The sequence below is a fragment of the Parachryseolinea silvisoli genome (assembly GCF_021190955.1).
GTDB lineage: Bacteria > Bacteroidota > Bacteroidia > Cytophagales > Cyclobacteriaceae > Ohtaekwangia > Ohtaekwangia silvisoli.
Genome location: NZ_JAIOAO010000002.1, coordinates 1,587,096 through 1,612,889, shown reverse-complemented (window position 1 = coordinate 1,612,889; position 25,794 = coordinate 1,587,096). Strand labels below are relative to the sequence as shown.

The window sequence follows — 25,794 nt, the reverse complement described above, 5'->3', positions numbered from 1 at the left end:
TCTTTGATCTAACTCCGTCGGGTCTATTGGCAGCCTTCCGGTGCTTCCAGCATTACATCGGCCACGCCGGCACCGGCCGGTACCATCGGGAATACGTTGTCTTCTTTGCCCACCACTACTTCCAGGAAGTATGAGGTCTTTGAAGCCAGCATTTCTTTTAACGCATCGTGTAAATCTTCGCGTGCCTCCACTTTGCGGGCCTTGATGCTATAGGCTTCGGCCAGCATAATGAAGTTGGGGTTGGACATTTCGGTAAACGAATACCGCTTGCCGTGGAACAGCTGCTGCCACTGGCGCACCATGCCCAGGAAGTTGTTGTTCAGTACCATCACCTTCACAGCAATGTTGTATTGCATGATGGTGCCCAGCTCTTGCAAGGTCATTTGGAAACCACCATCGCCAATGACAGCCACCACTTGCTTCAACGGCATCGCCATCTTGGCACCGAGTGCTGCGGGCAGGGCAAAGCCCATCGTTCCCGCACCGCCCGACGTGACGTTGCTGCGCGGGTTCTTGTATTGATAGTACCGGGAGGTCACCATCTGGTGCTGCCCTACGTCCGTTACCACAATGGCCTCACCGTTGGAATATTTCGTGAGATTGCTGATCACCTCACCCATCGTGATCTTACCAGACGGATTACACTCCGGGTGAATGACCTTATCGAATTCGATCTTGTTCAGTTTGTGGAAGCTGTCCACCCAGTCGATATGTTTGGCGGCGTGGCACTTCGGTAACAGGGCTTGCAGGGCCTCTTTCGCATCGGCATGTACAAAGGCCTCCGTCAGGATGATCTTATTGATCTCCGCCTTGTCAATGTCGATGTGTACCACCTTGGCTTGTTTGGCATATTTGCTGACGTTACCGGTTACACGGTCGTCAAAGCGCATGCCGATGCCGATCAGCACATCGCACTCATTGGTGTTCAGGTTGGGACCATAATTGCCGTGCATACCCAGGTAGCCCACATAGTTCGGATGGTCGGCAGGGAAGCCGCCCAACCCCAGCAACGTACAGGCCACCGGTATACCAGTCTTTTCCGAGAAGGCTACCAACGCATCTGTCGCACCCGACAGCAGGATACCCTGGCCCGCCAGGATATACGGACGCTTCGCTTGGTTGATGATCTCTGCCGCCTTTTCAACTTGTGCTGTTTGCAGCACCGGCTTCGGCTTATAGGTACGGATGTGGTCGCACTTTTCGTACGGCTGCTCCGCGATCATTTCATTTTGCGCATTCTTGGTGATGTCGATCAACACCGGTCCGGGACGCCCCGTGTTCGCGATGTAGAAAGCCTTTGCCACCGCTGGCGCGATGTCTTTGGCTTCCGCCACCTGGATGTTCCACTTCGTCACGGGAAGCGTCGTGTTGACCACGTCCGTTTCCTGGAAGGCATCCGTTCCCAGCAGGTGAGCAAACACCTGGCCTGTGATACAGACCAGCGGTGTCGAGTCGATCAGCGCATCAGCCAGCCCTGTCACCAGGTTGGTCGCGCCAGGACCGGACGTGGCAAATACCACCCCCGTGCGGCCCGATACGCGGGCAAAACCCTGGGCGGCATGTATGGCGCCCTGTTCATGGCGCACCAGAATATGATTGAGGCGGTCGGCATAGCCGTACAACGCATCGTATACCGGCATAATGGCACCCCCGGGGTAACCAAAAATTATATCAACACCTTCCGACACGAGCGAGTTGAGCAGCACTTCCGATCCGGTGATCGTCTTGGCAGGCTCTACTTCGCTGGCTACAGCTACGGCAGGCTTATTCTTCGTCAGTAACGCATCCATCAGCAGCAGTTTTTACTTGTTTAGCATACTTCCATAAAACTCCATTCTTAACATTCAGCGCGGGTTGTTTCCACGCTGCTCTGCGCAGGGCTATCGTTTTATCATCCACCAACAGGTTGATGGAATGACCCTTAATATCGATCTCTATCAGGTCGTCGTCTTCTACCAGGGCGATGAGGCCACCGGCGAAAGCTTCCGGCACAATGTGGCCGATCACAAATCCGTGGGATCCACCGGAGAACCGTCCGTCGGTAATCATGGCTACGTTTTTACCAAGGCCCGAACCCATAATGGCGGATGTAGGCTTGAGCATTTCCGGCATACCTGGCGCGCCTTTTGGTCCTACGTAGCGGATCACCACTACATCGCCGGACTTTACACGGCCATTCTGGATACCGTCTACCAGCTCGAACTCGCCGTTGAAGACGCGGGCAGGTCCCTTAAAACGCTCGCCTTCTTTGCCGGTAATTTTAGCTACCGAACCTTTCTCGGCCAGGTTGCCATAGAGAATCTGCAAGTGGGCAGTGGGCTTGAGCGGTGTCTCTACCGGGTAGATAACATTGTTTTCGCCGAAGACGAGGCTGGGGGCATCTTTTACATTTTCGGCGAGGGTCTTACCCGTTACGGTTATACAGTCGCCGTGGAGGAACCCTTTTTCCAGCAGGTATTTCAGTACCGACGACATACCGCCGATCTTGTGCAATGCGCCCATGAGGTGCGTGCCGCTGGGCTTGAAATCGGCGAGCAGCGGTATACGGTCGGAGATCTTCTGGAAATCATCTTGCGTCAGCGCGACGTCTACGGCTTTGGCCATGGCGATGAGGTGGAGCACGGCGTTTGTCGAGCCGCCGGTGGCCATCACCACCGTAATGGCGTTTTCAAAGGCCTTACGCGTCATGATGTCGCGGGGCTTGAGGTCAAGCTTCAGCAGATTGTAAATCGCCTGCCCGGCAGCAGCGCATTCATCTTTCTTCGATTGATCTATCGCCGGGTTCGACGACGAGTTAGGCAACGACATGCCCATCGCTTCGATCGCCGAGGCCATGGTATTGGCCGTATACATCCCACCACAGGCGCCGGCGCCGGGACAAGAGTTTTTGATGATACCTTTGTAGTCTTCGTCGCTGAGGTTACCGGCGAGTTTTTTACCGAGGGCTTCGAACGACGAGATGATGTTCAGTTCTTGACCTTTATAGTGGCCACCGGCAATCGTGCCGCCGTAGACCATGATCGCAGGGCGGTTCAACCGGCCCATGGCGATCAACGCGCCGGGCATGTTCTTATCGCAGCCCATGATGGCGACGAGACCGTCGTAATATTGTGCGCCACATACCGCTTCGATCGAGTCGGCAATGATATCACGACTTACCAGCGAATAACGCATGCCCGCAGTACCGTTGCTGATGCCGTCGCTTACGCCAATGGTATTAAAGACTAATCCTACCAGATCGCTCGCCCACACTGACTTCTTAACATCCTGCGCCAGTCCGTTGAGGTGCATGTTGCAGGTGTTGCCGTCGAAACCGGTGCTCACGATGCCTACCTGCGCTTTCTGCATGTCTTCGTCCGTCAGGCCAATGCCGTAAAGCATTGCCTGTGCGGCAGGTAACGTCGGGTCCTGGGTCAGTGTCTTGCTGTACTTATTCAATTCTGTACTCACGTTGTTGACTCTATGATGATACTTAGTTTAAAAAATTCTTCTCCCCTGCTGATCACTCTTCCCCTATAACCTTCCGGTCACTCGTGGACGGCGGGAGTATTCCGAGCAAGAATACTCCGCCTCCACGGACCATCTGGTTGTCTAGATGATGACGTAGCTAAATGATTTCTCCAATACTTGACACTTGTAAGCTTCCTGTACGGTCGCCCCTAAGCTGTCAAACCATTCTTTTTTAAAAGGTTTTGCATCAACGGACTCTATACCTACTATTTCCGCCGCGGTGCCACACAAAAACGCGCCGTCGGCTGCTTCCAGCTCTTCGGGACGGATTTGTTTTTCTTTCACCGGTATGTCGAGCTCACGGCAAATATTCTGCACCGTTTGCCGTGTGATGCCCGGCAGAATATGGCCCAGCGCCGGGGTGTACAACACGCCGTCTTTTTCCAGGAAGAAGTTGGCGCCCGGAGCTTCGGCGATGTTGCCGTTCATGTCGAGCATGAGGGCTTCGTCGTAGCCACGTACTTTGGCTTCGCTGGTCGCCAGGATCGAGTTCACATAATGTCCGGTTACTTTGGCTTCCACCTTCAACGCACCCGGATTGGGGCGTTGATACGACGAGATGCACATCCGAAGGTGTTTGTCGCCGTGGTATTTGTCCCACTCCCACGCGCACATCATCAGGTATACTTCGTTTGTTTGCGTCAGCTGCATGTTGGCGCCGCTGTATACCAATGGGCGGATGTAAGCGTCGGACAGGTTGTTTTTCTCTAACAGTTGATAGGCAATTTGTACCAGCTCTTCAGTTTCGTATTGAAACGGAATGCCGACCAGCGCGCAGCTTTTCTTGAGGCGCTCGAAGTGCTCGACGGCCTTGAAGACCTTCGTGCCGTTCATGGTCTGATAGGCACGAATTCCCTCGAACGCTCCGAAGCCATAGTGCAGTGTCTGACTGTACAGATCTATGTGGGCATCGACCGCCTTGATAAATTTCCCATTCAGGAAAAGGATCGTGTCTTTCGTGTAGTACATAATTTACAACTGTTAGTTTGTAGTTGCCTGTATAAAACAAAACCGCCCCGAGTGATCGGGGCGGTTCGTGATATCTTGTTTAAAATCTTAAATCACCATCGCCCCTGCGGGTTTGACCACGAGGAGAATGACGACGATGACGAGCACAGTGCCGTTGATCAGCCCTGTAAGGCTTAACGATCGTTCGGTTATTTTTAGATCTTTCATCATAAAATTCTGTGCGAGTACAATTATCACGAATTATCATCTACTATTCAAGCAAACTTCCGGAAATGTTTCGAATCCAGCTCAAAAACGAATGTTAGGTTGACAGTTACTGGCTTTCGTTTGCGCGGATTGTCACCATTTCGCAAGCGTTTTCGGGAAACCCGTTTTTGTTTCCTTAAAAGTTAAGGAAAGTATATAGATTGCTATGGGTACTGGCATAATTCCTGCTCTTCTGTTTCCGTTTTATTCACTTTCTTTACACCTCCACCTACCCATGAACCACCGTTTCCTGCTCACAGCCATTCTCCTTTTCTCCACCCTACCCGTATGCGCACAGCTCGAATTCAGCGCCACCAAACTCGTCGACCAATACCAGGATGAATTCAGGCACATTTACCGCCCCGGGCACACCTACCTGTTCTCCCTGGGCGTAAACGACCGGGAAAGGAATAAACGCTCTACGTTGACCGGTAACTTTGGTTATGGCCGGTATACTCCTAAAGCCGATACGTTTCCTACTATTATCGCACGGAATGAGATTTTCGGGTATGATACGTATAGCGACTATCAAGTGTTCCAGCTGACTCTCAGTCTGCGCCGGGACTTCATTGTCTGGCGACACCTCGAACTTTATGTGGGCATGGAAATGGGCTACCACTTTACCTCGTATCGCCAGACCCGCTATAAGGGCAATGTAAAAGACAGCGATCGCTTCGTTGAAAGCCGCCTGCCCCTGATCCCGTTCGTTGGTATAAGCATCCCGATTCATGGATTCTGTCTCTTCGCACAAAGTCAGTATAACTTTTCTCTCGACAGATCCGATGACAATAGCAGAAACTTATTTAATCGCATCTGGTCGAACGGAGTTGGCATCCGGTACCGTCTGGAAGAGCCGTTAGAGTAGTATACTATAATCCTGGCATCTATTGTACAAATCAGCATAGCACCTGACATAAAAAAAGCTGCCGGCGAACCGGCAGCTTTCTGCACATTTTAATTTAAACATTAACCTAAACTATCAATAACAACAACGTCAAGATCATTCATCTTTTAACACTGCCACCGGATTCATCAGCGCGGCTTTTAACACATGATAGCCGGTGATGAGAATGGATGTCGCCAGCATACTGCCCGCCGCCAGGATAAAGGCCCAGGGCGTCAGCGGTACTCTGTACTGGAAGGTTTCAAGCCATTTTGTAAGCAGGTAAATGCACAACGGTGTAGCCACTAGCACCGATACCACGATCAGCACGGTATACTCGCGTACCACCAGCACCCAGATATTCCATACCGAAGCGCCTACTACTTTGCGAATGCCAATCTCCTTGGTGCGTTGCTCCAGGGTAAAGATGATCATGCCCAACAAGCCGAAGCAAGCGATGAGAATGGCCATCGCCGCGAAGATTGTCAGTGCACGGGCGAATTGCTCCTGTCCCTTAAACGCTTCGGCGAAAGCCTGATCCACGAACTCGTATTGGAACGGGGCGTCGCCGGCAAATACTCTCCATTCCTTCTCCAGCGAGGCTATTACATCGCTCCATACGTCGGCTTGTCCAGCCTCTACCCGCACGACCGCAAACTGTTGTTGACCGGAATAAGCCGATCCCTCCATGTGGAAGATGCCCATCGGCTGTACCGGTGCAGCCAGCGCCCAGTAGTGAAAATCTTTCACCACGCCCACCACTTCGTATGTCTTCTCTATTCCCGGGTAGAATATCTTTTTACCCAATACACTTTCGTCTACATTCCAGCCAAAGGCCTTCACCGCGTTCTCATTCAAAATGACACGCTCTTTGTCGGCGGGTATATCTTTCGAGAAGTTGCGGCCCACTACGAGCTGCAGCTTCAGCGCAGAGACATATTGCTCATCTGCCTTTACATAGTTCAACGAAGACGTTTTATCCGTATGACCCTCTGCCTGAAACTGGTCGCCATCGTATAAACGCGGGGGCACAGACGTAGACCAGGCTACCTCCTCCACGTGTGGAATATTCTTCAGCGCATGTGCGAATGTTTTTCTGTCTTTAATCCATTCACCGCGCTTCACCACCACCAGGTTCTCACGGTTAAAGCCTACGTCTTTGTTGGCCAGGAAGTGCAGTTGTTGGAATACCACTACCGTGCAGACGATCAGCACCATGGAGATGGCAAACTGAAACATCACCAGACCGTTGCGCAGCACTTTGCCTTGCTTGCCGGTACGCAGGGTGCCCTTCATCGCTTCTACAGGCGAGAAGCGGCTCAGGAAGATGGCAGGGTAGCTACCCGACAAGGCACTCATGATGAGGATCAGCGCCCCCAGTATCATGAGAATTTGAGGGTCTGTGAACAGGTTGAGGCGAAGGTCGTTGCCGGTCAGCACGTTGAAGAGCGGCAATACCAGCTGCGCTACCGCCAGGCCCACCCCTGCCGCCAATACACAGAACATCAATGCCTCCGCGAAGAAATGCACGGCCAATTGCAGGCGGTTCGACCCCAGAATCTTGCGCAAGCTGGACTCCTTGATACGGCGTGTATACTGCGCAGTCGATAAGTTCATGAAGTTGATGCACGAGAGCAACACGATAAAGATCTCGACACCCGACAGCACGTACAAGATCACGATGCTGCTGACGGTGTTCAGGCGATTGTAGATATTATCCGAGTAGAGGCGAATGCTGGTAAGCGGCTGCGCAAACAGCTCCCACGAACGACCGCTTTTTGTATAGTCGTCGAAGGACTGGTTCATGGTGCGACGCAGGGTTGTCTCGGCATACTTGCGTGGAAGGATCGGCAGCTTAGCCGTGAGCGCTTCGGGTGAAGCATGTTTGTCGAGCAGTACAAATGTCTCGAAGGTTGTCCAGATCCAGTTCCAGTTGGCCTTGGTAATGCTTTCGAAGGTGTTCATGGACACCAGCATGTCGAAGTCGATATACGAGTTCGAGGGTACGTCTTTTACAACACCCGTTACCTGGTATGTCTGCAGGCCACCATCGCCTTGCGGACTGGTATCTTTTACTTCCAGCAGTTTGCCCATGGGGTCTTCGTCCCCGAAGTAGCGCCGGGCGGCTTCTTCCGTCAGGACAACGCTCCGCGCCAGGGTCAGGGCGGTGGCGGCGTTGCCTTTCACCAGCGGAAAGGTGAAAACGGAAAGGAAGTTAGAGTCTACCGCCAGAATCTTGCTTTCATCAAAGGCATGTGCTTCATGCTTGGTGTCGGTGTACGACACCAGGAAGTTGCCCGTAGGATGCACGCGGGTTACTTGTTCTACCTCCGGAATCTCGGCATCCAACGCATAGGCTACGCCCGGGCCGGTAGAAGAGAACAGGTGGTCATCGTTTTCACCCCAGATAAAGGTCTGGTTGATGCGGTAAACGCGGTCGGCATTTGCATGAAAGCGGTCGTAGCTTAGCTCGTGCTGCACGTACAGGTAAATCAGCAGGGTGCTGACGATACCGGCCGTTAAACCCAGCAAATTGATGGCCGAGAACAGCTTTTGGCGCCGCATGTTGCGCAGAAAAAGGAGAACGTGGTATTTTATCATGGGGCGGAGATTTGCAAAGACAGGGACCAAAGGTCGTACCAGTTGGGGGAAACGGCTTTTTGAGCGGCTGGAGCCGTTTTTTAGGTGTGAAGGACGTTCGGTATTGTTACGGGGTGTCCGATATCGGATGGTGGTACGCGGACACGGTTAGCAAAAGGTCCCCGGAATAACTCCGACACAATGACACGAGTACCGTGGCCAAAGAGCACCCATGAAGCTATAGAAATGCCAGAAATAGACATCCACAACAGAGTGGATAGAGTAGGGATAAAGTATACTTAAAGTATACATAGAGTATACTTACTGTATGCCGGCAGTACCCTACGCCGGGAGCCTGCCAATCTGGCGTTTTTTTCAGAAAAAGCTATTCACTCAGGACGCCAGGTATTCTACCAGGCCGTCGCGGATGGCTGTGAAGGTGCGGACGAGGGTATCTTCATCTTCCTCCAGTAGTGTTACCCGAAAGCCTTGCAGCTCAGAGCAGAACGATGAGATCGGCACGACGCAAACGCCTTTCGATCCCAGCAGATAATAAACAAAGCGCTTGTCCTGCTGGATATCATCCTGGTTTACCCAGGCCTCGACCAATGTCCGTACTTCGGCATTATCAATGCGCATCTTTTGATGCGGCTTCAGCACGCCTTCGCGGAAGATGATCGTGTTATAGAAAGCTCCGAACGTTTCGTTGAAGGTTAGCTCCGGCACGGTGCCGAGAATGTCGGATATGATCTTACTGCGGCGCCCGATGTTGGTGTTCGTTGCCTCGCGGTAGCCTTTAAAGCGTGGGTCGCCGAGAATCTTCGGAATTGCCAGCTGTGGCAGCTTCGTGGAGCACACCTCGATCATCTTGGCGTTGTCCAGGGCCTGGCAGAAGCGGTTGAAGTCCTGGTCCTTGTCGCGGTTGTAGTATTCCATCCAGCCACAGCGTGAGCCGGGCCATGGCATCTCTTTCGAAATGCCTTTCATGGAGATGCCCGGCACGTCGCCGATGATCTCCGCGAGCGAATATGCGCGCGCGCCGTTGTAGGTGATGTTGATATAGATCTCGTCGGCCAGCAGGAAGAGGTTGAACTCTTTCGCGATGGCCACGATGCGCTGCAAGGTTTCCAGCGGGTAGACCATGCCCGTCGGGTTGTCGGGGTTGATGATCAGGATGCCGACGACGTTGGGATTGTATTTGATCTTGTTGTATAGATCGTCCAGGTCGGGGTACCATTTGTTATCCGGATCGAGCTTATACGTCAGCGGCTCATGGGCAGCGTGTGCTGCTTCAGCGCTGGAGTGTGTGGAGTATGCCGGCGAAGGACCGATTACGCGCGACGTGCGCGAGATGAATTGGTATGCTTTGGAGATGGCGTCGCCCAGGCCGTTGAAGAAACAGATGTCATCGGCTGTAATCTGTACGCCGCCCATGGCGTTTGTCTGGCGGGCGAGGAATTCGCGCGTGGCCAGCATGCCTTTGGAAGGACAGTAGCTATAGGTGTCGTCTTGCTTCATGAGGTCGGCGATGACGTCCTTGATCCACTGCGGCAGCTTGTGATTCTTTTGAATGGGGTCACCAATGTTTTCCCATGAGATGGTCACACCGAGCTTTTGCAGCTGGTCTGCCTTCTTTACGATCTCCCGGATTTCGTAGCTGAGCTCTTTTGCTCCTTCACTTAGCAGCTTTTGTCGCATACTCCCAAAAATTGAAAGGCGATGTTGAGAAGTTTGGAGAAAGGATTCAAGCGGATGGAGGATTTTATTTTTCGGGGAACAAGTGTTTGTTGGGAATGGGCCAAAAAAATGCCCCACGCTTCCGGCATGGGGCAATCACATATCAGATAGTGAAACTAATTAAAGCTCATTCGCTTTCATCTGCTTCACCGCATAGTCTGCAGCACGCGCTGTAAAGGCCATGTAGGTCAACGAAGGGTTCTGTGTAGACGTAGAAGTCATACACGCTCCGTCTGTTACAAACACGTTCTTGCACGCATGCACCTGGTTCCACTTGTTGAGTACCGATGTTTTTGGATCGTTGCCCATGCGGGCACCGCCCATTTCGTGGATGTCGAGGCCCGGCGCCTGGTGGCTGTCGAAGGTTTGGATGTTGGTAAAGCCGGCTTTGCTATACATCTCGGAGATCTGCTCGAGATAGTCTTTCACCATCTTCTCGTCGTTATCGTCATAGTCCATCGAGATCTTGAGCAGTGGTATGCCCCACGCGTCTTTCTGATCTTTGTCGAGCGCGACGTAGCTGCTTTCCTTGGGAATCGTCTCCCCCATCATGTGTGAGCCTACGCTCCACATGCCGAGTGAGGGATGCAAGATGTTGTCTTTCAAGTCTGCCCCGATACCGTCGAACGAGCGCTCTACCTGGCGGAAGGCCTGGAAGCCCGCGGCGTAGCCGCGCAGGAAGTTAGTCTCTTGTTTCTGTACATTGCGGAAGCGTGGTATATAACATCCGTTGGGGCGATTGCCGGCTTTGGTATAATCGGCGAAGCCTTCGTATTCAGCCGATACACGGGCGCGGTAGTTGTGAAATGCCACATATTTACCCAACACACCGCTGTCGTTACCCAGACCGTTCGGGAAACGGTTGGAGGTGGAGTTGAGCAGAAGGAGGTTTGTATTCATCGCAGCAGCATTGACGAAAATGATGCGTGCGAAATATTCCGTGGTCGCCTTGGTTTCGGCGTCAATGACGCGTACACCGGTCGCACGACCTTTCTGTTCATCATAGATGATGGAGTGTACCACGGAGTTTGGACGCAGTGTCATGTTACCGGTGCGCTCCGCCCAGGGTATGGTCGATGCATTGCTGCTGAAGTAGCCGCCAAACGGACAGCCCCGCTGGCACAAGTTACGGTGCTGGCACTTGGCGCGGCCTTGCTCCGCGTGGATCGGCTGTTGCTCGGTGATGTGGGCGCAGCGGCCGACAATGATGTGACGGTCTTTATAGTTCTCCGCTACTTTCTCTTTGAAGTAGCTTTCTACTTTGGTCATTTCCATCGGCGGCAGGAACTCGCCGTCGGGCAGTGCCGGAATGCCGTCTTTGTTACCGGAGATGCCGGCAAACTTTTCGACATAGCTATACCATGGATCTATATCTTTATACCGGATCGGCCAGTCGACGGCAAAACCATCGCGCGCGGGACCTTCAAAGTCAAAGTTACTCCACCGTTGTGTCTGACGTGCCCAAAGCAGCGACTTGCCGCCTACCTGGTAGCCGCGGATCCAATCGAACGGCTTGTCTTGTACGTACGGGTGCTCCTGGTCTTTCACAAAGAAGTGTGCAGCATCTTCGTTGAAGGCATAACACTTGCTCACCACGGGGTTGGCATCTTTAACCTCCTTCGGCATTTGGCCATAGTGGGGGAACTCCCACGGCTGCATGTTGGTGGTGGGATAATCTTTGAGGTGTTTTACGTCGCGGCCGCGTTCCAGCACGAGCGTCTTCAGACCTTTTTCCGTCAGCTCTTTGGCCGCCCAGCCGCCGCTGATGCCCGAGCCGATCACGATCGCGTCGAAAGTATTTTGTTTGGTTGCGTCAATATTGGCGTTCATGCAAGAATCGTTTTGAGGTCGCTGTTGGCATCAATCTTCACTTCACCGGTAAACTTGCCGGGAATCATCTTATAGCCAAACACATTGGTCATGACATATTCGGAGCCGAGGTAGCCGCGAATGCTAAGCTGGCGGAAGGGCTCGTAAAAAGCTTTGAGGTTATCTTCACCCTGTGCAGGTGCCGCTATCTTGCCGGCCTCAATATCCTGGAAGAACGCCTGCCACTCCGCAGGGGTACATTCTTCGGCGTCTTTGCCGGTCTTATGGACAATGGCCTTTTGCGCTTGCGTCAGGCCTGCCATAAATTTCTTTTGAGCGTCCGCGTCAAAGCAGTCATCCATCATCCGCAGTACAAACTGGTGGATGTTGAGCTCTTTGGCACCCGGCGTATCGGTTTTGGGAATCAGTGCGTCGGCCATGGTTGCCAGCAGATTTTCCTGCTGACCGCTCACCTGCAGCTTATTTAATTTGACGGTGGCTTCGGTGGCCGCCTCCTTGCTGGTACAGTGCGGCAGAATGATTGCCGCCCCCGCTATCAACCCCAGTTGTTTTAATGCCGTTCTTCGTTGCATGTAATTCAATCGTCTGCACTAAACTACTAATATTATGGACTTCCCATCCCACCGATCGTAGATTTTACAAAAAACCCAGATTGGAGTGCATTAAGGCCGCAGCACCTGGCGCAAGTCTTCCGACCGAAGGGAGGGCGTCCCGATAGCTATCGGGAGTGCCTCCACGGATGGAAGTCTTCAGACTTCCGAGGACAACGACCGCTTCCGATCCAACCGCACAACATTTTCGACATGCATCGTATGAGGGAACATATCCACCGGCTGCACCGCCGAAATCTCATATTTCTCCGACAGCCACTTCAGATCGCGCGCCTGTGTCGCCGGATTGCAGCTCACATACACAATCTTCTCCGGCTCCGCCTTCAACAACATCTTGCACACATCTTCGTGCATTCCCGCCCGCGGCGGATCTGTAATGACCGTATCCGGTCGCCCGTGTGTCGACAGGAATTCATCGTCAAGCAGGTCCTTGATATCGCCTGCATAAAAATCGGTATTGGTAATGCCATTGATCCGCGAGTTCACCTTGGCGTCATCAATTGCCGCCGCCACGTATTCCAGGCCCACAACTTTCCGCGCCTGGCCCGCCACAAAGTTGGCGATGGTACCGGTGCCGGTATACAAATCGTACACCAGCTCATGTCCTTTCAGATCGGCCATCTTCCAGGCGATCTTATACAGCTCAAATGCCTGGTCCGAGTTTGTCTGATAGAAGGACTTCGGCCCCACGCGGAACTGTAACACACCACTCCCGTCGGGCTTCGGCATTTGCTCCGTGATATAGGGATTGCCCTTCCAGGTAAGAATGGTAAGATCGGCAAACGTGTCGTTCTTCTTGCCGTTAATCACATATTGAAACGATGTGATCTGCGGGAAGTCACGCTCCAGGCGACGCAAAATCAGCTCTGTCCATTCCATCTTGTCGTAGACTACTTGCAGAATGATCATCGTCTCGCCCGTGGTCGCCGTGCGGATTGTCACCGTACGCAGAAATCCAACCTGCTTGCGCAGATCGAAGAAGGGTATATCATTTTTTACTGCCTCATCTCTTACCGCCAGCCGGATGGCGTTGGAGGGATCGGGTTGCAGGTGGCATTCTTTTACATCAAATACCAAATCGTATTTGCGTGGAATGTGATAGCCCAGCGCCACTTCACCCTGACCCGGTTTATTTTCATCCAGCATTTCCGCGCGCGTCAGCCAGCGTTGCGCGGAGAAAGTATAGTCAAGCTTGTTACGGTAGAAACGGGTCTTGGCCGAGGGGTGGATCGGTGTGAGCGGCGGCAGCGTGAGGCCCCCGAGGCGTTCGAGGTTGTCGACTACCTGCTGTTGTTTGTAGTGCAGCTGGTTTTCGTATTGGATGTGCTGCCACGAGCAGCCACCACACAGCCCGAAGTGCAGGCAGAACGGCTGCGCGCGGTCGGGTGACAGTTGACGGATCTGCGTTACGCGGCCTTCCAGGTAGCTGCCCTTGATCTTGGTGAGGGCTGCGTCGACCGTGTCGCCGGGTGCGCAGCCTTCCAGGAAAATCACTTTGCCATCTACGTGCGAAACGCATTTGCCTTCAGAAGCCATGGTTTCGACTACAATATTTTCGATTATGTCGCCTTTTCGCATAAAGGCGCAAAAATACAAACTGGCGGGGGTTTTCCCCCTCGTCCTGATTCTCTATCTTTAACATTCCCGAACCGGCATGTGTAGCGTATGAATCGCATTGTTTTTCTCCTTCTGCTCATATTCCTCTGCCTTCCTGCTGCAGCCCGGCATATTGTGGGGGGAGAAATCGAGCTTGTGCACATCTCTGGAAACATCTATCGCATCAACCTCATCTATTACCTCGACGTTCAGAATAATCCCACGCGCGATCCGGAAGCGGAAGAGCGCGTCATTCAGGTCGGGATCTTCCGAAAATTCGATAACCGGCGCCTGCGCCTGAAGCCGCTCACCTTTTGGTCTCGCACACCGGTCGAGTACACGCAACCCAACTGCTCCAATGGTGGCATCATTACGGACAAGATTGTGTATACCGATACAATACAACTCCGCAGCAACTCCTTTAACCACGCCAATGGCTACTACATCAGTTGGGAGCGCTGTTGCCGCAACTATAACAACGTAGGCCTGGTCAACATCGTCAGCGAAGAGCCACCCGAAGGCACGGTGGATTTTCCCAATGCCGCCGGACAGACATTTTACATGGAGTTCCCCGCCGTCGTTTGGCGCAACCGGGCGTTCATCAATTCATCGCCCGCATTGTTTCGCCCACTGAGCGACTATGCGTGCCCCGGCAAACAGTATTACGCTGATTTCTCCGGCACCGACCCCGATGGCGACTCGCTGGTCTACTCACTTGTTACTCCCCTCAACACCGTCACCGCCGAGGCGGTCCCGGCCGATGGTCCACACCCCGGCCCCTATCCCGACGTGCGCTGGACGTCGCCGTACAGCCTCACCAACGTCATGCGTGGCCGCCCCGACCTCGCCATTAGCCGCGACGGCCTGCTCACAGTCACCCCATCGTTTACGGGTGTAGGCCTGTATGTCTTTGGCGTCCGTTGCGAAGAATATCGTGGGAACCGAAAGATCGGCGAGGTGCGCCGCGACTTCCAGATGTATGTCGTGGACGAATGCCCCACCGCCGTGCCGCCACAGATTCTTGGCCGCACCCTGAGCGAAGGCACGTTCACCCACGACGACGTCATGAACGTTACGTTTCCCGCTGGCACGCCGGATGCTAATCGTTGCATCGAAGTGCGCATCTCCGACGACGATATAAACAACCTCGCCGACGGCTTTGCCGAGGAGATCGCCCTACGCGCCGTACCGATCGGATTCAACGCCGACCTCAGCGACATTCTTCCCGCGATCACGTCCGCACGGCTCACACGCACCAGCCCCTTCGCGACGTTCCGCGTCTGTTTTCCGGAATGCCCCTTTGTAAACCGGCCATTCCAGATCGCCTTCATTGCCGCTGACGACGCCTGTAGCTTGCCCAACCTCGACACACTACTCGTTACCGTCAATATCACGCCGCCACTCAACACGCCCGCCGTATTCGTCACGAACGACATCAACGAAGCGTTTAACGAAGGCAGTGGTATAAAGACCTGGACCATTGAAGCGTTTGATGCCGACGGCGATGCGATGGACATTACCGCCCTGCCCCTCACCGGTCCTACATCCCTCGCCGAAGCCGGCATGACCCTGACCGTAAACCCACAAACCGGTAATACACGCACCGCTATTTTTCAATGGGACATTCGGTGTGACGTATTTGATTTCACCCAACAGACCGTCTTCCCCGTAATACTCCAGGTCGAGGACGCCGATCAATGCCTGTTCAAAGATCCCGATCGCTTGAACATGAATCTCCGCATCATCCTGCCCGTCAATAGCAAGCCCATCATCTCATCCTCCGGACTCACCAGCGATCCCTTCGACGACTCCGTAACAGTCGAACGAAAAATAAACGAGTCGCTTCGCTTCACTGTCCTCGGGCATGACAACGACGGCGACATGCTGACCTTGTACGGCGAAGGCAAAGACTTTGCCTTGTCAGATTATAACGCCACCTTCCCGCAGACGGAAAGAGCAGGAGACGTACAGTCACCGTTCGCCTGGGATCTCCGTTGTGGCCCGATCGACCTGCGCATGAAAAGCTCTTTTACCTTCCACTTCATCGTACAGGACTATAACAACAAATGCCGCTTTAAATACCAGGACACCCTGGTCGTAAACGTCAACGTCTCGCCGCCCGACAACCGCGCCCCGGCCTTGTCCGTCGCGAACACCAACCCCGACCTGGTGCTGGCAGCAGACAACTCCATGAATATCACCCTCGGCCAGCCCATCTCCCTGGCCCTGACCGGCCGCGACCCCGACCTCTTTCCCCAACCCGACATGCTTACCATGAGCCTGGTCGGCGCCACGGGCACAGTAGAACCGTCCGGCTATACCTTCACGTCCTCGCCCGCACAGAGCACCGTAAACGGAACATTCCTCTGGGAGCCCGACTGCAGCATCTTCGTAAACCGGGTATATGAGAATGACTACACCTTTACCTTCCGCGTAAGCGACGACCGCTGCTTTGCCAACCTGGCCGACACGGTAACGGTAACCCTGCACATTAAAGATGTAGACGGCAGCGACGATAAATTCCTTCCGCCGAACTTCGTCACACCTAACGGCGACGACAAGAACGACTACTTCGCCATGCAAAAACTTGATGATACCGGTGCGCTCGTCAACATCCTCCCCCTCGATAATTGCGCCGGACATTTCGAACGGATTCTGATTTTCAATCGCTGGGGCCGCCGCGTATTCACGAGCGACAGCCGGGAGTTTCAGTGGCACCCCAACGGGGAAGCTCCTGGAATGTATTTTTATCACATCGGTTATTCAAACAATGAATACCGCGGGGTCATTACCGTCGCCTACTCGGGCAAAGACCAATAAATTTCCGGCATTAAGGGGCGTCTGTTTTGACGACGAAAGCCCGCAGCTCAGCCATCTTACCCTCGCGAAAACGCCAGACGTCGCAGTACGCGTATGGCGTCATTTTCCCGTCTTTATCCTTCATGGTGATGTTGCCGACAGCTGTGAGGAAGTCACCCTCTGCTATTAACGTATCGACTGTGACGCTGGGCGGCTCGAGGTAGGTTATCGCCATATACTGGCGTACCGCCTCTTTCCCTTTCAGGGTCTGCTCGCCGATAAACGTCCATGTTGTGTCGTCGGTACAGAGCGACAAGAATCCTTCGTGATTACCCGCTGCGATCGCCGCATTGCCCTTTAATAACGTTGCTTTATTTTTCTCTGCCATATCAATCTGTCTTAGGTTTATAGTCGTTTAGAAGACAGAGAAAAGGTCGTGCCAGGGGTGCTGGCCTGAAAATTCTCCATTTTCAAGAAACAGCCACGAACGCTCCCCCGCTACCTTCGTTAAAAAACAAACACATTTATGGAAGCCATTAATAAAGACTGGAGCCAGATCAAGCTCCGGATTAACATCAAAACCACTATTGAAAAAGCCTATAGCTCGTGGGCTACGCAGCAAGGCCTGGAGGCGTGGTTCCTCAGGAAAGCACCCGCCACGGACGCACAGGGCAAAACTCGCAAAACCAACGAGCTGTTGTCGAAAGACGATACCTACCTGTGGACCTGGCACGGTTACAGCGATGACATGAAACACGAAGGCACCGTGCTGGAGGCCAACGGCAAGGACAAGTTCGCGTTCAGCTTCTCGTCCAACTGCCCCGTCACCGTTTCAATCTATAAAGAGCAGGACGAGGTGATCGTAGAGTTGATCGAAGACAATATACCGGTAGACAATGCACGGATTTTCAAGCACTACACCAGCAACACCATGGGCTGGACGTTCTTCCTCACCAACCTCAAATCGGTGCTCGAAGGCGGCCTGGACTTGCGAAATTTTAATCCGTCACTCAAGAATGTGATCACCGCCTGAGGCTTTCCGGTATTCGCCGGGCGTCTGACCTGTACGTTGCTTGAACAGCTGGCTGAACGTACTGAGACTATCCCAGCCTATAGCCAGGCATACATCCGCTACCACCATGCCGGGGTCGAGCAACAACTGCTTGGCCTCGGTTATGCGGCGGTCTATAATGTATTGGTGAGGCGTCTTGTGAAAGACTTTATGGAAGAGCCTTAGAAAATGCTGATGGTTCATGGCAGCTATACCGGCCAACTCATCCAGGGTTAACGTGCGATTAAAATTATCTTCTATCCACTCACGCACTACCGCCAGCCGCTTGTAGTTCTCCTGCCGTGTGGAGACCTTCCGCACATCCAGCTTCATCGACTCGTTCGACGCGTATTGATTAAACGAAAGTATTTCGAACAGGATCGACCGGATCACGGCATCGGCTTTCATCGTGATAAATGACGAGCAACTGTCGGGCAATGACGCCAGTACATGAATGCGTTCTTTAAATACATCGGTTACCGGGTAAATCCGCTCTGTTAAATTCCAGTCCGCCGCATCACTACCCAGGCTCAACGCCGGAGTACGCGACTGAAAATACAACATCATAGGCTGCGCGACCGGGCTGCCCACGTGTAGTCCGAATGTGCTATTGCCATTCACAATCAGAAATTTGTTCTCATCCAGCGTGCGGGTCAATCCATGGAGGGTAAAAGAGAACGTTCCCCCGAGAGAATAAATCAACCCGTGGTGACATCGGTGCTCGGGAATGACGAAGTCCGAGACCTTGCCCGTAAAAATCACATGTTCTGGAAAATAAGGAGAAGCCGTTGTAGAGAAAGCGGGATGGTCGGTAAGGGCAAAACTTCTCATGGCATCGAAAGCTACGGAGCTTCTGTCAAATTTTCCAGTGTTAACAAAGATCGATCAGGCCATAATGCTGCTGTCATGGAAGGGTTGCTCTGCACGCTGGTTACAACTGGACCAAATAAGAGAAGAGAAAGACGCCTGTAAAGTAGGTCCATATCAATGAAAACACAACATGCATCGCCGTCTCAAACCTTTTACCTCTCCAAAGCGCCGGTGAGTATACAAAGAATTGAAAGGTCAACCTCGTCAGCCAGAATCCAAACAGTCCCAACGATATGATTCTTCCAAAGGGATTATACACCAGCTCATGTGAATAGCAGAGGCACAGCAGGCCCATCAATATGACAATAAAGGCAATGAAAAAAGTATGAACGTAAAGAATCTGCTTGGTAATGAGGGACAATGACGCTAGTTCCTGTTCCCACTTGAAATACCTGGGAATGATGATGTGCATCAGTGATAAGGCAATCAAAAACGAACCGACAATCTTAAGGTGTATTTCCATCAGCTTTCTTTAAAACAAAAACAGTGATAAAACAAGTAATCTTAAACTTGTTGTCGACAGAAAGTCCCGCTTGTTGGAAATTGTCATACCATTCTCGCCCAGCTAAGAAATGGAAAAATCCGATGTTGTAGGCGAGGAAGTTTGGCAGGTCACGCAAATGTTCGACTACAACGATGTTGCCAGTATTTTTCAAAGCCACTGCCTGTTGTTCGATAAATTGTATACGCTCTTTCCGATCCCGCACTTCATGTAAGGCGAAGACATTGAAAATGGAATCGACTGAATTCGCTAGAACGGGGAAATGGTTTGTTTTGATTTTAAGCGTTTCCGGAAATGCCGGATGAGCTTCCCTGGCCCGCGCAATGGAAATTTCAGTATGCTTTTGAGGGTCATAAAAATCAAACACTCGAAGATTAGCCTTTGGAAAGTTATTTCGTAGTATCCCACTCGTCTCATCGAAGCCTGCATGAACGTTTATAATGTTCAAATTCGCGGACTCTCTAAACCGTTGAAGCCATCTGAAACTGTACAAATCCGAGCGATCATAAACATAATAAGAAACCAATAGCGAAATAAAAGTAGATATGACAATACCTGCCGCAATCAGAATACAAATCCGAAAGGCCAGCATATCCAACATCATACTTGCTGCTAATAAAATAGAAACAACGGCAGCTGCCGCAACGTAAAAGTGCCAGTTGAATCGGATAATATTCATTACCCCCTGGAAAGGCTTCCTCGTCGTTACTTCCATGGGTCCTTCCTCCCTTTCTTCCAATAATACGGAATGTTATCAATCACAAAAGCACTGGCAAGAACGGTACCTTCGAGTTTCAGGCTGTCTACAAAACCCACGTTACTCTCAACAACCTTTACCGGTCTTGGCGTCCAATCTTCTCTTACACCTTCAATAATAAGGACCTCCTTTTTCTTTTTGTCATACGTGAACGTAAAAGGAAGGGGTCCCGCAAATCGCCTGGCCTCTTTCCAATCTTTAAAAGGAGAGTGACTGGGAAGAGTAATTTCTGCAGGGCTGTCCTCGACCTTTACGGATAGATTTGATTTCGATGACTTTACGTCAATAATTGTTCCTGCTCGTTGAAAGCTGATGTCCGTTTTCAGGTAGTTGTAATGTGTGAATATATTACCCAGAATTGCCATCCTGATCTTGTCAGTCTCTGACCGGATAATGTACAATCCGCGTAGTCTCTTGCCGTAGCTTGTGTTATACTTAACAAATATTCTATATCCTATCAGCACAAAATCGTTCCCTATAAATCCAGGAAATCCCTTCGGTCGGAGGTTCCTCGTTTTGACTATTGCTACGGCAATGAAGGCCCATTTTTCTTCGAACGTATCGAGTGTCAAACACTCGGGAATAAACGTTTCAAGCTGCGCTTTCGGGACGGCATACGTCAATACGAGCGAAGCATCAAAATGGCTTGTCACTGTGAACGGATGATCTTTCAAAAAACCGAACATCAAATCATCTGTTTATTGCGAATCGCTTTGTGCTTGCCGAGGATAAATTCATTGACATAAATAAGCATAATGAACATGGAAGCAAACATGATATTCATTCTTCCGAAAAGAAGTAAATCAGGGGCGATAATAAACTCTATAATATTCATCATTCCAACGATCGCCATTTGAAAAACCGCACAAAAGCGACTCTTGATTCTGCTTACGATCCAAACGGCCAGTACTATTTCTGAAATACCAATGACCTTCGTGAACGGCTCGGAATACTGCTCACCAAGAATTCGCGCTACGATTTCCTGATGTCGGGGAACGAGGTTTAGAACTTTACATAACAGTCCGTTGGCCAGCCAGACCAAACAGATGAAAGTAGTAGAGAAGGATTTTAAAATTCCACTCCTGATCATCCCCAAAAGCATGCATGTTTATCCTCCTCGACCAGCTTTACAAAACCCTCAAGTGTCGTAACGGTAGGCGTTGGCTCATACGCATGCCATTTTAGATCAGCTCGACGCCAAAACACTTTCCAATGATTTTTGGCTTTTACAAACGTAGCCTTTGCCACTTCAGGATAGATGGTCTTTGAAGCATCATCCCACAAAGGTCGAATCTCGTGAATAATAATACTTTGACCTTCTATCTTATATCCAATATCAAGTCGTGGTCGAATGTCTTCGGATGGCCGCTTTCTTTCCAGAAAAGGCTCCATGACTTCAATGATGTCTAGTACCTGAAGGTTATCTACGGCCATGGCGTTGTTGCTGCGTCGCTCCTACTTCTTTATGACAGCTTTTTCCCCACTAAATTAAATTATCGTGCTGCATTTCAATGCTCCTTTGATAAAGATAGCGTGAATACCTAACTGTTTCAACGCTGACGATGATTTCCAATTATTTGGAATGCAGGCTTAGTCGGAGGTCCCTGCCGCTACTTTCTGTTAGATTTTGCTGCTAAACGGGTATTTTGAAGAGGATTGCCGCTAAATTGGGGATTCATTTATGAACCTTGAACTCCTGCCCCTGATTGACAGCACAGACGACGACTTCGACGCGATCTACCCGGACCATATCAGGCTGTTGGCCAGAAAGCATTGGACTCCAATTTCTGTCGCGAAAGCAGCAGCCCAATTTCTGGTTAGCCGGCGCGGCATTAAGGTGCTGGATATCGGTTCAGGTGTAGGCAAGTTTTGTATGGTCGGCGCCACACTTACCCATGGTCATTTCACCGGTGTCGAGCAGCGGTCGGAGCTTGTTGAATTATCCAGAACGCTCTCCGCTTCTTACGGGCTTACCAATACGACCTACATCAACGCAAACATCATCTCGATCGACTTCCGCGATTTCAACGGATTCTATTTGTATAATTCGTTCTTCGAGAACATAGAACCACGCAATAGTATTGACCAAACCATTGCGCTGAGCGCTGGGTTTTATACTACATACGGTGCCCATACATCCAACAAGCTTAGCTCATTACCGTCTGGTGTACGCCTTGCCACCTATTTCACAGACGAGTGGATCGTTCCGACCAACTTCGAACTGGTCGACACACTATTCAAAGGAAATCTGAAGCTCTGGGAAAAAATGTATTGACTTTGCGCGACCGTTTTATGGTAATTTAGAAATTAACAAATCAACCTTGTCTGTGACGAGGTAATCAATTAAGCCCACACTCGGTTTGGCAAACCGCCAGAGCACGCTCATCGGCATGAATCCGGTTAGCCAACGATTCCTTTTCTATTTGCTTTTTGCCCCAGTTGTGTAAATGCGCTATAAACGGAATCAGCTCCTGCGCCGTTTCGGTTAAGGAATATTCCACTTTGGGCGGCACCTCGTGATACATCTTTCGGACGATCAAATTATCTTCCTCCAGCTCCCGTAACGTTTGCGTCAGCATTTTCGTGGTGATATCGGGCAGGGTTCTGGTCAGCTCACCATACCGCAGCACCTTTTTCATGTTCAGGTACCACAAAATCCGGGCTTTGTATTTCCCGCCGATGCGCTTGAACGCGTAATCCACTGCGCACATTTGCGTTGCCTCAGCAACAACCGATTTATTTTTCATTTTTATTTCATTACAAGCACTTGATAACCACCAATACATACCTTTTAGTTCATACGATACAAAAAAGTACATACTTGCCAACAGCGACTATTTGCCCCACTATTGCAGCACATTAAAAACAAATAACAATGGACTTAAAATTAAAGGATAAAGTAGCCGTGGTGACGGGCGCATCAAAAGGGATAGGTGCCGGCATTGCAAAAGCATTTGCCACGGCGGGCGCGAAAGTCGTTGTCAATTACGCATCAAGTAAAGAGGGCGCTGATAAAGTCGTACAGGAGATTACCCGCAACGGTGGTATAGCGATTGCCGTGCAGGGTGATGTCACCAAAGCGGCCGATGTAAAAAGACTTTTTACCGAAACAAAAAACTCCTTTGGTGGACTGGATATTTTGGTCAACAATGCCGGCGTTTTCAAATTCGAACCGTTAGAGGCTGTTACGGAGGAGACGTTCTATGCACAATACAACACGCATGTTCTGGGCAACTTGCTGTCTACTCAAAATGCGGTGGAACTGTTTGGTGATCGCGGTGGAAGTATCATCAATATCAGCTCTACGGTAAGCCAAAATCCCATGCCGGGTCTTGTTGTATATTGTGCAGCAAAAGCGGCCGTTGACACGATGACGAAGCTATTGGCAAAAGAACTGGGAGGAAGAAAAATACGGATCAATACAATTGCGCCCGGTGTTACCGAAACGGAAGGAACGCATGCTGCCGGTATCATTGGCGGCGACCTGGAGAAACAAATGGTGGCGAATACGCCGTTGGGTCGAACCGGTCAGCCGGAAGATATTGCGAAAGTTGCCGTGTTCCTGGCGTCGGACGATTCGGGGTGGGTAACAGGCGAGAGGATTACAGTATCGGGTGGGTTGTTATAGTGCACGAAGCCGCGGGGGCAAGCGGCCGGCACATCGGAACGGGAATGTCATATGCTTCTCCCAAAAAGGAAGGAATGAATAGATCGGTTTTTTAAAGTGACGAAAATAATGCCTGACATGAAGATCAAGGATGGTGCCGGCGCTTGGAGGCCAGAGAAATAGCCTGGCCAGCTCCGGTAGATTCTTGCCGAAGGTCTGGCATGCTACTAAATACATTATTGAACAAAGTATATCTTTTTGTTTAGCGCTATTCTGTTCATACAATGAGTTTTAATGTCAGTCCGAGTATAGCGGCTCCCGCAATGATGAGTGGCTCCGGTAGTTTTTTAAACTTCAGTAAAATAATGATTGCGACGAGGGCTATCGCCAGCGCGGGTAAGTCTACCAGGGTGCGCTTGCCCAGTACAAATACGGCGCCGGCAATGGCACCGATAGCGGCGGCGGTGACTCCGTCAACAAAAGCTTTGATGGCCGGATGTTTACCGTACTTCTTAAAATAGGGCGCGGGCAAGACGGTAAAAAGGTAGCATGGTAAAAACGTGGCAAGAGCCGCTACTACTGCTCCCCAGAAACCGGCTGCAAGGTAGCCGATGAACCCCACCGTGATGACCACCGGACCCGGCGTGATCATCGCGACGGCGACCGCGTCGAGGAACTGCTGCTCGTTGAGCCATCGATATTCGGTTACAACACCGCCATACAGAAACGGTACTATCGCGAGGCCGCTGCCAAACACGAAGGCACCGGCTTTGGTGAAGAAGACGGCTATTTGCCATAGCCTGGACTCGGTGGCGACGGGTTGAATCTGGGCGAGCATGAACGGTACGATTGCCTGCGCCTGCGAGGCCAACCAGCGAGGCGGCGCTTTTACGAACCATACGATAACACCTGCCAGAAGAATGACCCACAGAATTTCCTGACCGGTGGCGAACGTGATGATGGCGACGATCAAAAAGATGGCCCATAACAATTTGTCTTTTCCAATGCTTTTGGTGGTGAGTTTATAGCTGCTTACCGCGATGATGCCAATCACGGCGGCACCGACTCCATAAAAGACGGCTTGCATCCAGGGTAACCCGCCGTAGGCGACATAGGCATAGCCGATGGCGAGAACCATAAGAAACGAGGGTAGCACGAACGCCAGGCCGACCAGGGTGGCTCCGGCCAGGTGGTAATGCACATAGCCGATATAGATGGCCAGTTGGGCGGCTAACGGCCCCGGTGCAAGCTGGGAAAGGGCGAGGCCTTCTTTATAGTCTTCTTCGGCGATCCACTTCTTATCGGTTACCAGGTCGCGGTGCATGTAGCCTACAAGCGCGACCGGACCGCCGAAACCCCAGGTGCCGAGTTTGAGGAAGTATATAATGAGGTCTTTTAGTGAGTATGACGGATTCATGGTCGTTGATTTAGCATCACTCGTCTTTGGGGCGAACGTCCAGCGAATGGAAGAAGAACAGGCGAATCGCGTTGGTGGAGATATAGTTGTTGCCGGTTGCTTCCTGTTGGAAGGCATTCATGTATCCCAACTGGGCATTGAGGTGCGGTGTAAATTGATAGCCCAGCCCGGCGAAGAACCGGTTTTGGTCAAAGGTGTTGTAGACAATCTTGCCGCCGAAGTTGATGAAGACCTCATTCATCACAGCAATGAATGGCGTTTTGGGCGCAAGCTCTTTGCCAAGGAGGGGAATAAAAAACGATAGGTTGTAGCGCAACCGGTAGTTAAAGTTGTAGCCGTCGAGTAATTGGTCGTTGGCAATCTTGTGGTTGAAGCGTTCTTCGAGACGCAGCCATTGTAAGGTGGTGAGGCCGGGGTATTTTTGATTCCACCAGATCTGCTGCCAGACGCGGTGCTCCGGACGCGAGGTGCCAAGGCCTTTGGCAGGAAAGTGGTTGACGAACGCATAGCCTACGTTAATGCGTAAGTTGTCTTTGATGAAATAGGTGACCGCCGGGCGAAATATGAATTGGAAAGGGCGGTCGATGAATGTACCGGTTTGCCGGTAATGTACGTCTACCCAAAAGCCAAACTTGTCAGTGAGGCGTGTTTGGTTAAAGAAGCCCAGCCAAAGTTGCTCGCGATGATGGACTTCTTTCTGTATGGACTGAGCGGCTGCGAAGTGTCCGGCAATCGCGAGTACGAATAGAAAAAGGGGTTGGGATATTTTCGGCTGCATGGTAAGGCAATGCTAGCAGGCAGCACGGTGGCAAAATAGAACGGATTTTAC

Annotated in this window: 24 protein-coding genes; 5 read left to right on the top strand and 19 right to left on the bottom strand. The window is 51.5% G+C overall.

Translation table 11 applies throughout. The features are described from left to right. Nucleotides 1–23: 23 nt before the first annotated feature. From ilvB to K7P01_RS16770, 4 genes are all read right to left on the bottom strand, one after another. The gene (ilvB, locus tag K7P01_RS16785) at nt 24–1,790 is read right to left on the bottom strand and encodes a biosynthetic-type acetolactate synthase large subunit (protein WP_267295081.1); all 1,767 of its coding nucleotides are present in this window, start codon (nt 1,788–1,790) and stop codon (nt 24–26) included. Continuing rightward, nucleotides 1,765–3,450 (bottom strand): dihydroxy-acid dehydratase, encoded by a 1,686-nt coding sequence (ilvD, locus tag K7P01_RS16780; RefSeq protein ID WP_267295079.1) that lies wholly within the window; start codon nt 3,448–3,450, stop codon nt 1,765–1,767. The genes ilvB and ilvD overlap by 26 nt, the downstream gene beginning before the upstream one ends. Nucleotides 3,451–3,591: 141 nt before the next feature. Continuing rightward, complete coding sequence (locus K7P01_RS16775; protein ID WP_267295077.1) at nt 3,592–4,479, bottom strand: branched-chain amino acid transaminase; 888 nt, start codon at nt 4,477–4,479, stop codon at nt 3,592–3,594. Between the two features lie 87 nt (nt 4,480–4,566). After that, entirely contained in the window at nt 4,567–4,689 is a 123-nt protein-coding gene (locus K7P01_RS16770) for a hypothetical protein (protein WP_267295075.1), read from the bottom strand. Nucleotides 4,690–4,960: 271 nt separating this feature from the next. On the opposite strand from K7P01_RS16770, the gene K7P01_RS16765 reads away from it, so the two are divergent. After that, entirely contained in the window at nt 4,961–5,590 is a 630-nt protein-coding gene (locus K7P01_RS16765; protein WP_267295073.1) for a hypothetical protein, read from the top strand. Nucleotides 5,591–5,725: 135 nt separating this feature from the next. Here K7P01_RS16765 and K7P01_RS16760 read toward each other — a convergent pair whose 3' ends face one another. The 5 genes from K7P01_RS16760 to rlmD form a co-directional block, all read right to left on the bottom strand. Further along, nucleotides 5,726–8,209 (bottom strand): ABC transporter permease, encoded by a 2,484-nt coding sequence (locus tag K7P01_RS16760; RefSeq protein WP_267295072.1) that lies wholly within the window; start codon nt 8,207–8,209, stop codon nt 5,726–5,728. Nucleotides 8,210–8,581: 372 nt separating this feature from the next. Further along, nucleotides 8,582–9,886, bottom strand: coding sequence for a pyridoxal phosphate-dependent aminotransferase (locus K7P01_RS16755; protein ID WP_267295071.1), 1,305 nt, complete (start codon nt 9,884–9,886; stop codon nt 8,582–8,584). A 159-nt stretch (nt 9,887–10,045) separates the two neighbouring features. Beyond that, on the bottom strand, nt 10,046–11,755 hold the full coding sequence (locus K7P01_RS16750) for a GMC oxidoreductase (RefSeq protein WP_267295069.1): 1,710 nt from the start codon (nt 11,753–11,755) through the stop codon (nt 10,046–10,048). Further along, nucleotides 11,752–12,327: a gluconate 2-dehydrogenase subunit 3 family protein gene (locus K7P01_RS16745; protein ID WP_267295067.1), complete on the bottom strand. Its 576-nt coding sequence runs from the start codon at nt 12,325–12,327 to the stop codon at nt 11,752–11,754. The genes K7P01_RS16750 and K7P01_RS16745 overlap by 4 nt, the downstream gene beginning before the upstream one ends. A 177-nt stretch (nt 12,328–12,504) precedes the next feature. Then, on the bottom strand, nt 12,505–13,944 hold the full coding sequence (gene rlmD, locus K7P01_RS16740) for a 23S rRNA (uracil(1939)-C(5))-methyltransferase RlmD (protein WP_267295065.1): 1,440 nt from the start codon (nt 13,942–13,944) through the stop codon (nt 12,505–12,507). Nucleotides 13,945–14,031: 87 nt separating this feature from the next. Between rlmD and K7P01_RS16735 the strand changes: the two genes are divergently transcribed. Continuing rightward, on the top strand, nt 14,032–16,782 hold the full coding sequence (locus K7P01_RS16735; protein ID WP_267295063.1) for a gliding motility-associated C-terminal domain-containing protein: 2,751 nt from the start codon (nt 14,032–14,034) through the stop codon (nt 16,780–16,782). A 10-nt stretch (nt 16,783–16,792) separates the two neighbouring features. Here the strand turns inward: K7P01_RS16735 and K7P01_RS16730 are convergent, their stop codons facing one another. After that, nucleotides 16,793–17,149 (bottom strand): nuclear transport factor 2 family protein, encoded by a 357-nt coding sequence (locus K7P01_RS16730; protein WP_267295061.1) that lies wholly within the window; start codon nt 17,147–17,149, stop codon nt 16,793–16,795. A 138-nt stretch (nt 17,150–17,287) separates the two neighbouring features. Here K7P01_RS16730 and K7P01_RS16725 point away from each other — a divergent pair, with 138 nt between their 5' ends. Next, nucleotides 17,288–17,794, top strand: coding sequence for an SRPBCC family protein (locus K7P01_RS16725; protein ID WP_267295059.1), 507 nt, complete (start codon nt 17,288–17,290; stop codon nt 17,792–17,794). Here K7P01_RS16725 and K7P01_RS16720 read toward each other — a convergent pair. From K7P01_RS16720 to K7P01_RS16695, 6 genes are all read right to left on the bottom strand, one after another. Next, nucleotides 17,768–18,643, bottom strand: a complete 876-nt coding sequence (locus K7P01_RS16720; protein WP_267295057.1) for a helix-turn-helix transcriptional regulator — start codon at nt 18,641–18,643, stop codon at nt 17,768–17,770. The genes K7P01_RS16725 and K7P01_RS16720 overlap by 27 nt on opposite strands. 100 nt (nt 18,644–18,743) lie before the next feature. Further along, entirely contained in the window at nt 18,744–19,145 is a 402-nt protein-coding gene (locus K7P01_RS16715; protein WP_267295055.1) for a hypothetical protein, read from the bottom strand. Continuing rightward, nucleotides 19,129–19,899: a methyltransferase gene (locus K7P01_RS16710; protein WP_267295053.1), complete on the bottom strand. Its 771-nt coding sequence runs from the start codon at nt 19,897–19,899 to the stop codon at nt 19,129–19,131. The genes K7P01_RS16715 and K7P01_RS16710 overlap by 17 nt, the downstream gene beginning before the upstream one ends. Beyond that, entirely contained in the window at nt 19,890–20,627 is a 738-nt protein-coding gene (locus tag K7P01_RS16705; RefSeq protein ID WP_267295051.1) for a DUF2071 domain-containing protein, read from the bottom strand. Before K7P01_RS16705 ends, K7P01_RS16710 begins: the two co-directional genes overlap by 10 nt. Then, nucleotides 20,627–21,031 carry a DoxX-like family protein gene (locus K7P01_RS16700; protein WP_267295049.1) on the bottom strand — a complete coding sequence of 135 codons (405 nt, stop codon included), beginning with the start codon at nt 21,029–21,031 and terminating at the stop codon, nt 20,627–20,629. The genes K7P01_RS16705 and K7P01_RS16700 overlap by 1 nt, the downstream gene beginning before the upstream one ends. After that, entirely contained in the window at nt 21,028–21,375 is a 348-nt protein-coding gene (locus K7P01_RS16695; protein ID WP_267295047.1) for a DUF3024 domain-containing protein, read from the bottom strand. Before K7P01_RS16695 ends, K7P01_RS16700 begins: the two co-directional genes overlap by 4 nt. A gap of 247 nt (nt 21,376–21,622) precedes the next feature. Between K7P01_RS16695 and K7P01_RS16690 the strand changes: the two genes are divergently transcribed. Next, entirely contained in the window at nt 21,623–22,216 is a 594-nt protein-coding gene (locus K7P01_RS16690) for a class I SAM-dependent methyltransferase (RefSeq protein WP_267295045.1), read from the top strand. A 64-nt stretch (nt 22,217–22,280) separates the two neighbouring features. On the opposite strand, the gene K7P01_RS16685 is transcribed toward K7P01_RS16690, so the two are convergent. Further along, on the bottom strand, nt 22,281–22,727 hold the full coding sequence (locus K7P01_RS16685) for a winged helix-turn-helix transcriptional regulator (protein WP_267295043.1): 447 nt from the start codon (nt 22,725–22,727) through the stop codon (nt 22,281–22,283). 89 nt (nt 22,728–22,816) lie between these two features. Between K7P01_RS16685 and K7P01_RS16680 the strand changes: the two genes are divergently transcribed. Further along, nucleotides 22,817–23,569, top strand: a complete 753-nt coding sequence (locus K7P01_RS16680) for an SDR family NAD(P)-dependent oxidoreductase (protein WP_267295041.1) — start codon at nt 22,817–22,819, stop codon at nt 23,567–23,569. Between the two features lie 256 nt (nt 23,570–23,825). On the opposite strand, the gene K7P01_RS16675 is transcribed toward K7P01_RS16680, so the two are convergent. Together K7P01_RS16675 and K7P01_RS16670 are read right to left on the bottom strand one after the other, a co-directional pair. Further along, on the bottom strand, nt 23,826–24,965 hold the full coding sequence (locus K7P01_RS16675; RefSeq protein ID WP_267295039.1) for a chromate transporter: 1,140 nt from the start codon (nt 24,963–24,965) through the stop codon (nt 23,826–23,828). A 16-nt stretch (nt 24,966–24,981) separates the two neighbouring features. Then, nucleotides 24,982–25,743, bottom strand: a complete 762-nt coding sequence (locus tag K7P01_RS16670) for a DUF2490 domain-containing protein (RefSeq protein WP_267295037.1) — start codon at nt 25,741–25,743, stop codon at nt 24,982–24,984. Between the last annotated feature and the right edge of the window lie 51 nt (nt 25,744–25,794).

Coding starts and splice junctions, on each gene's coding strand:
- ilvB (WP_267295081.1), bottom strand. CDS start 1,790: ATGGATGCGTTACTGACGAAGAATAAGCCTGCCGTAGCTGTAGCCAGC.
- K7P01_RS16775 (WP_267295077.1), bottom strand. CDS start 4,479: ATGTACTACACGAAAGACACGATCCTTTTCCTGAATGGGAAATTTATC.
- K7P01_RS16770 (WP_267295075.1), bottom strand. CDS start 4,689: ATGATGAAAGATCTAAAAATAACCGAACGATCGTTAAGCCTTACAGGG.
- K7P01_RS16765 (WP_267295073.1), top strand. CDS start 4,961: ATGAACCACCGTTTCCTGCTCACAGCCATTCTCCTTTTCTCCACCCTA.
- K7P01_RS16760 (WP_267295072.1), bottom strand. CDS start 8,209: ATGATAAAATACCACGTTCTCCTTTTTCTGCGCAACATGCGGCGCCAA.
- K7P01_RS16755 (WP_267295071.1), bottom strand. CDS start 9,886: ATGCGACAAAAGCTGCTAAGTGAAGGAGCAAAAGAGCTCAGCTACGAA.
- K7P01_RS16750 (WP_267295069.1), bottom strand. CDS start 11,755: ATGAACGCCAATATTGACGCAACCAAACAAAATACTTTCGACGCGATC.
- K7P01_RS16745 (WP_267295067.1), bottom strand. CDS start 12,327: ATGCAACGAAGAACGGCATTAAAACAACTGGGGTTGATAGCGGGGGCG.
- rlmD (WP_267295065.1), bottom strand. CDS start 13,944: ATGCGAAAAGGCGACATAATCGAAAATATTGTAGTCGAAACCATGGCT.
- K7P01_RS16735 (WP_267295063.1), top strand. CDS start 14,032: ATGAATCGCATTGTTTTTCTCCTTCTGCTCATATTCCTCTGCCTTCCT.
- K7P01_RS16730 (WP_267295061.1), bottom strand. CDS start 17,149: ATGGCAGAGAAAAATAAAGCAACGTTATTAAAGGGCAATGCGGCGATC.
- K7P01_RS16725 (WP_267295059.1), top strand. CDS start 17,288: ATGGAAGCCATTAATAAAGACTGGAGCCAGATCAAGCTCCGGATTAAC.
- K7P01_RS16720 (WP_267295057.1), bottom strand. CDS start 18,643: ATGAGAAGTTTTGCCCTTACCGACCATCCCGCTTTCTCTACAACGGCT.
- K7P01_RS16715 (WP_267295055.1), bottom strand. CDS start 19,145: ATGGAAATACACCTTAAGATTGTCGGTTCGTTTTTGATTGCCTTATCA.
- K7P01_RS16710 (WP_267295053.1), bottom strand. CDS start 19,899: ATGGAAGTAACGACGAGGAAGCCTTTCCAGGGGGTAATGAATATTATC.
- K7P01_RS16705 (WP_267295051.1), bottom strand. CDS start 20,627: ATGTTCGGTTTTTTGAAAGATCATCCGTTCACAGTGACAAGCCATTTT.
- K7P01_RS16700 (WP_267295049.1), bottom strand. CDS start 21,031: ATGATCAGGAGTGGAATTTTAAAATCCTTCTCTACTACTTTCATCTGT.
- K7P01_RS16695 (WP_267295047.1), bottom strand. CDS start 21,375: ATGGCCGTAGATAACCTTCAGGTACTAGACATCATTGAAGTCATGGAG.
- K7P01_RS16690 (WP_267295045.1), top strand. CDS start 21,623: ATGAACCTTGAACTCCTGCCCCTGATTGACAGCACAGACGACGACTTC.
- K7P01_RS16685 (WP_267295043.1), bottom strand. CDS start 22,727: ATGTATTGGTGGTTATCAAGTGCTTGTAATGAAATAAAAATGAAAAAT.
- K7P01_RS16680 (WP_267295041.1), top strand. CDS start 22,817: ATGGACTTAAAATTAAAGGATAAAGTAGCCGTGGTGACGGGCGCATCA.
- K7P01_RS16675 (WP_267295039.1), bottom strand. CDS start 24,965: ATGAATCCGTCATACTCACTAAAAGACCTCATTATATACTTCCTCAAA.
- K7P01_RS16670 (WP_267295037.1), bottom strand. CDS start 25,743: ATGCAGCCGAAAATATCCCAACCCCTTTTTCTATTCGTACTCGCGATT.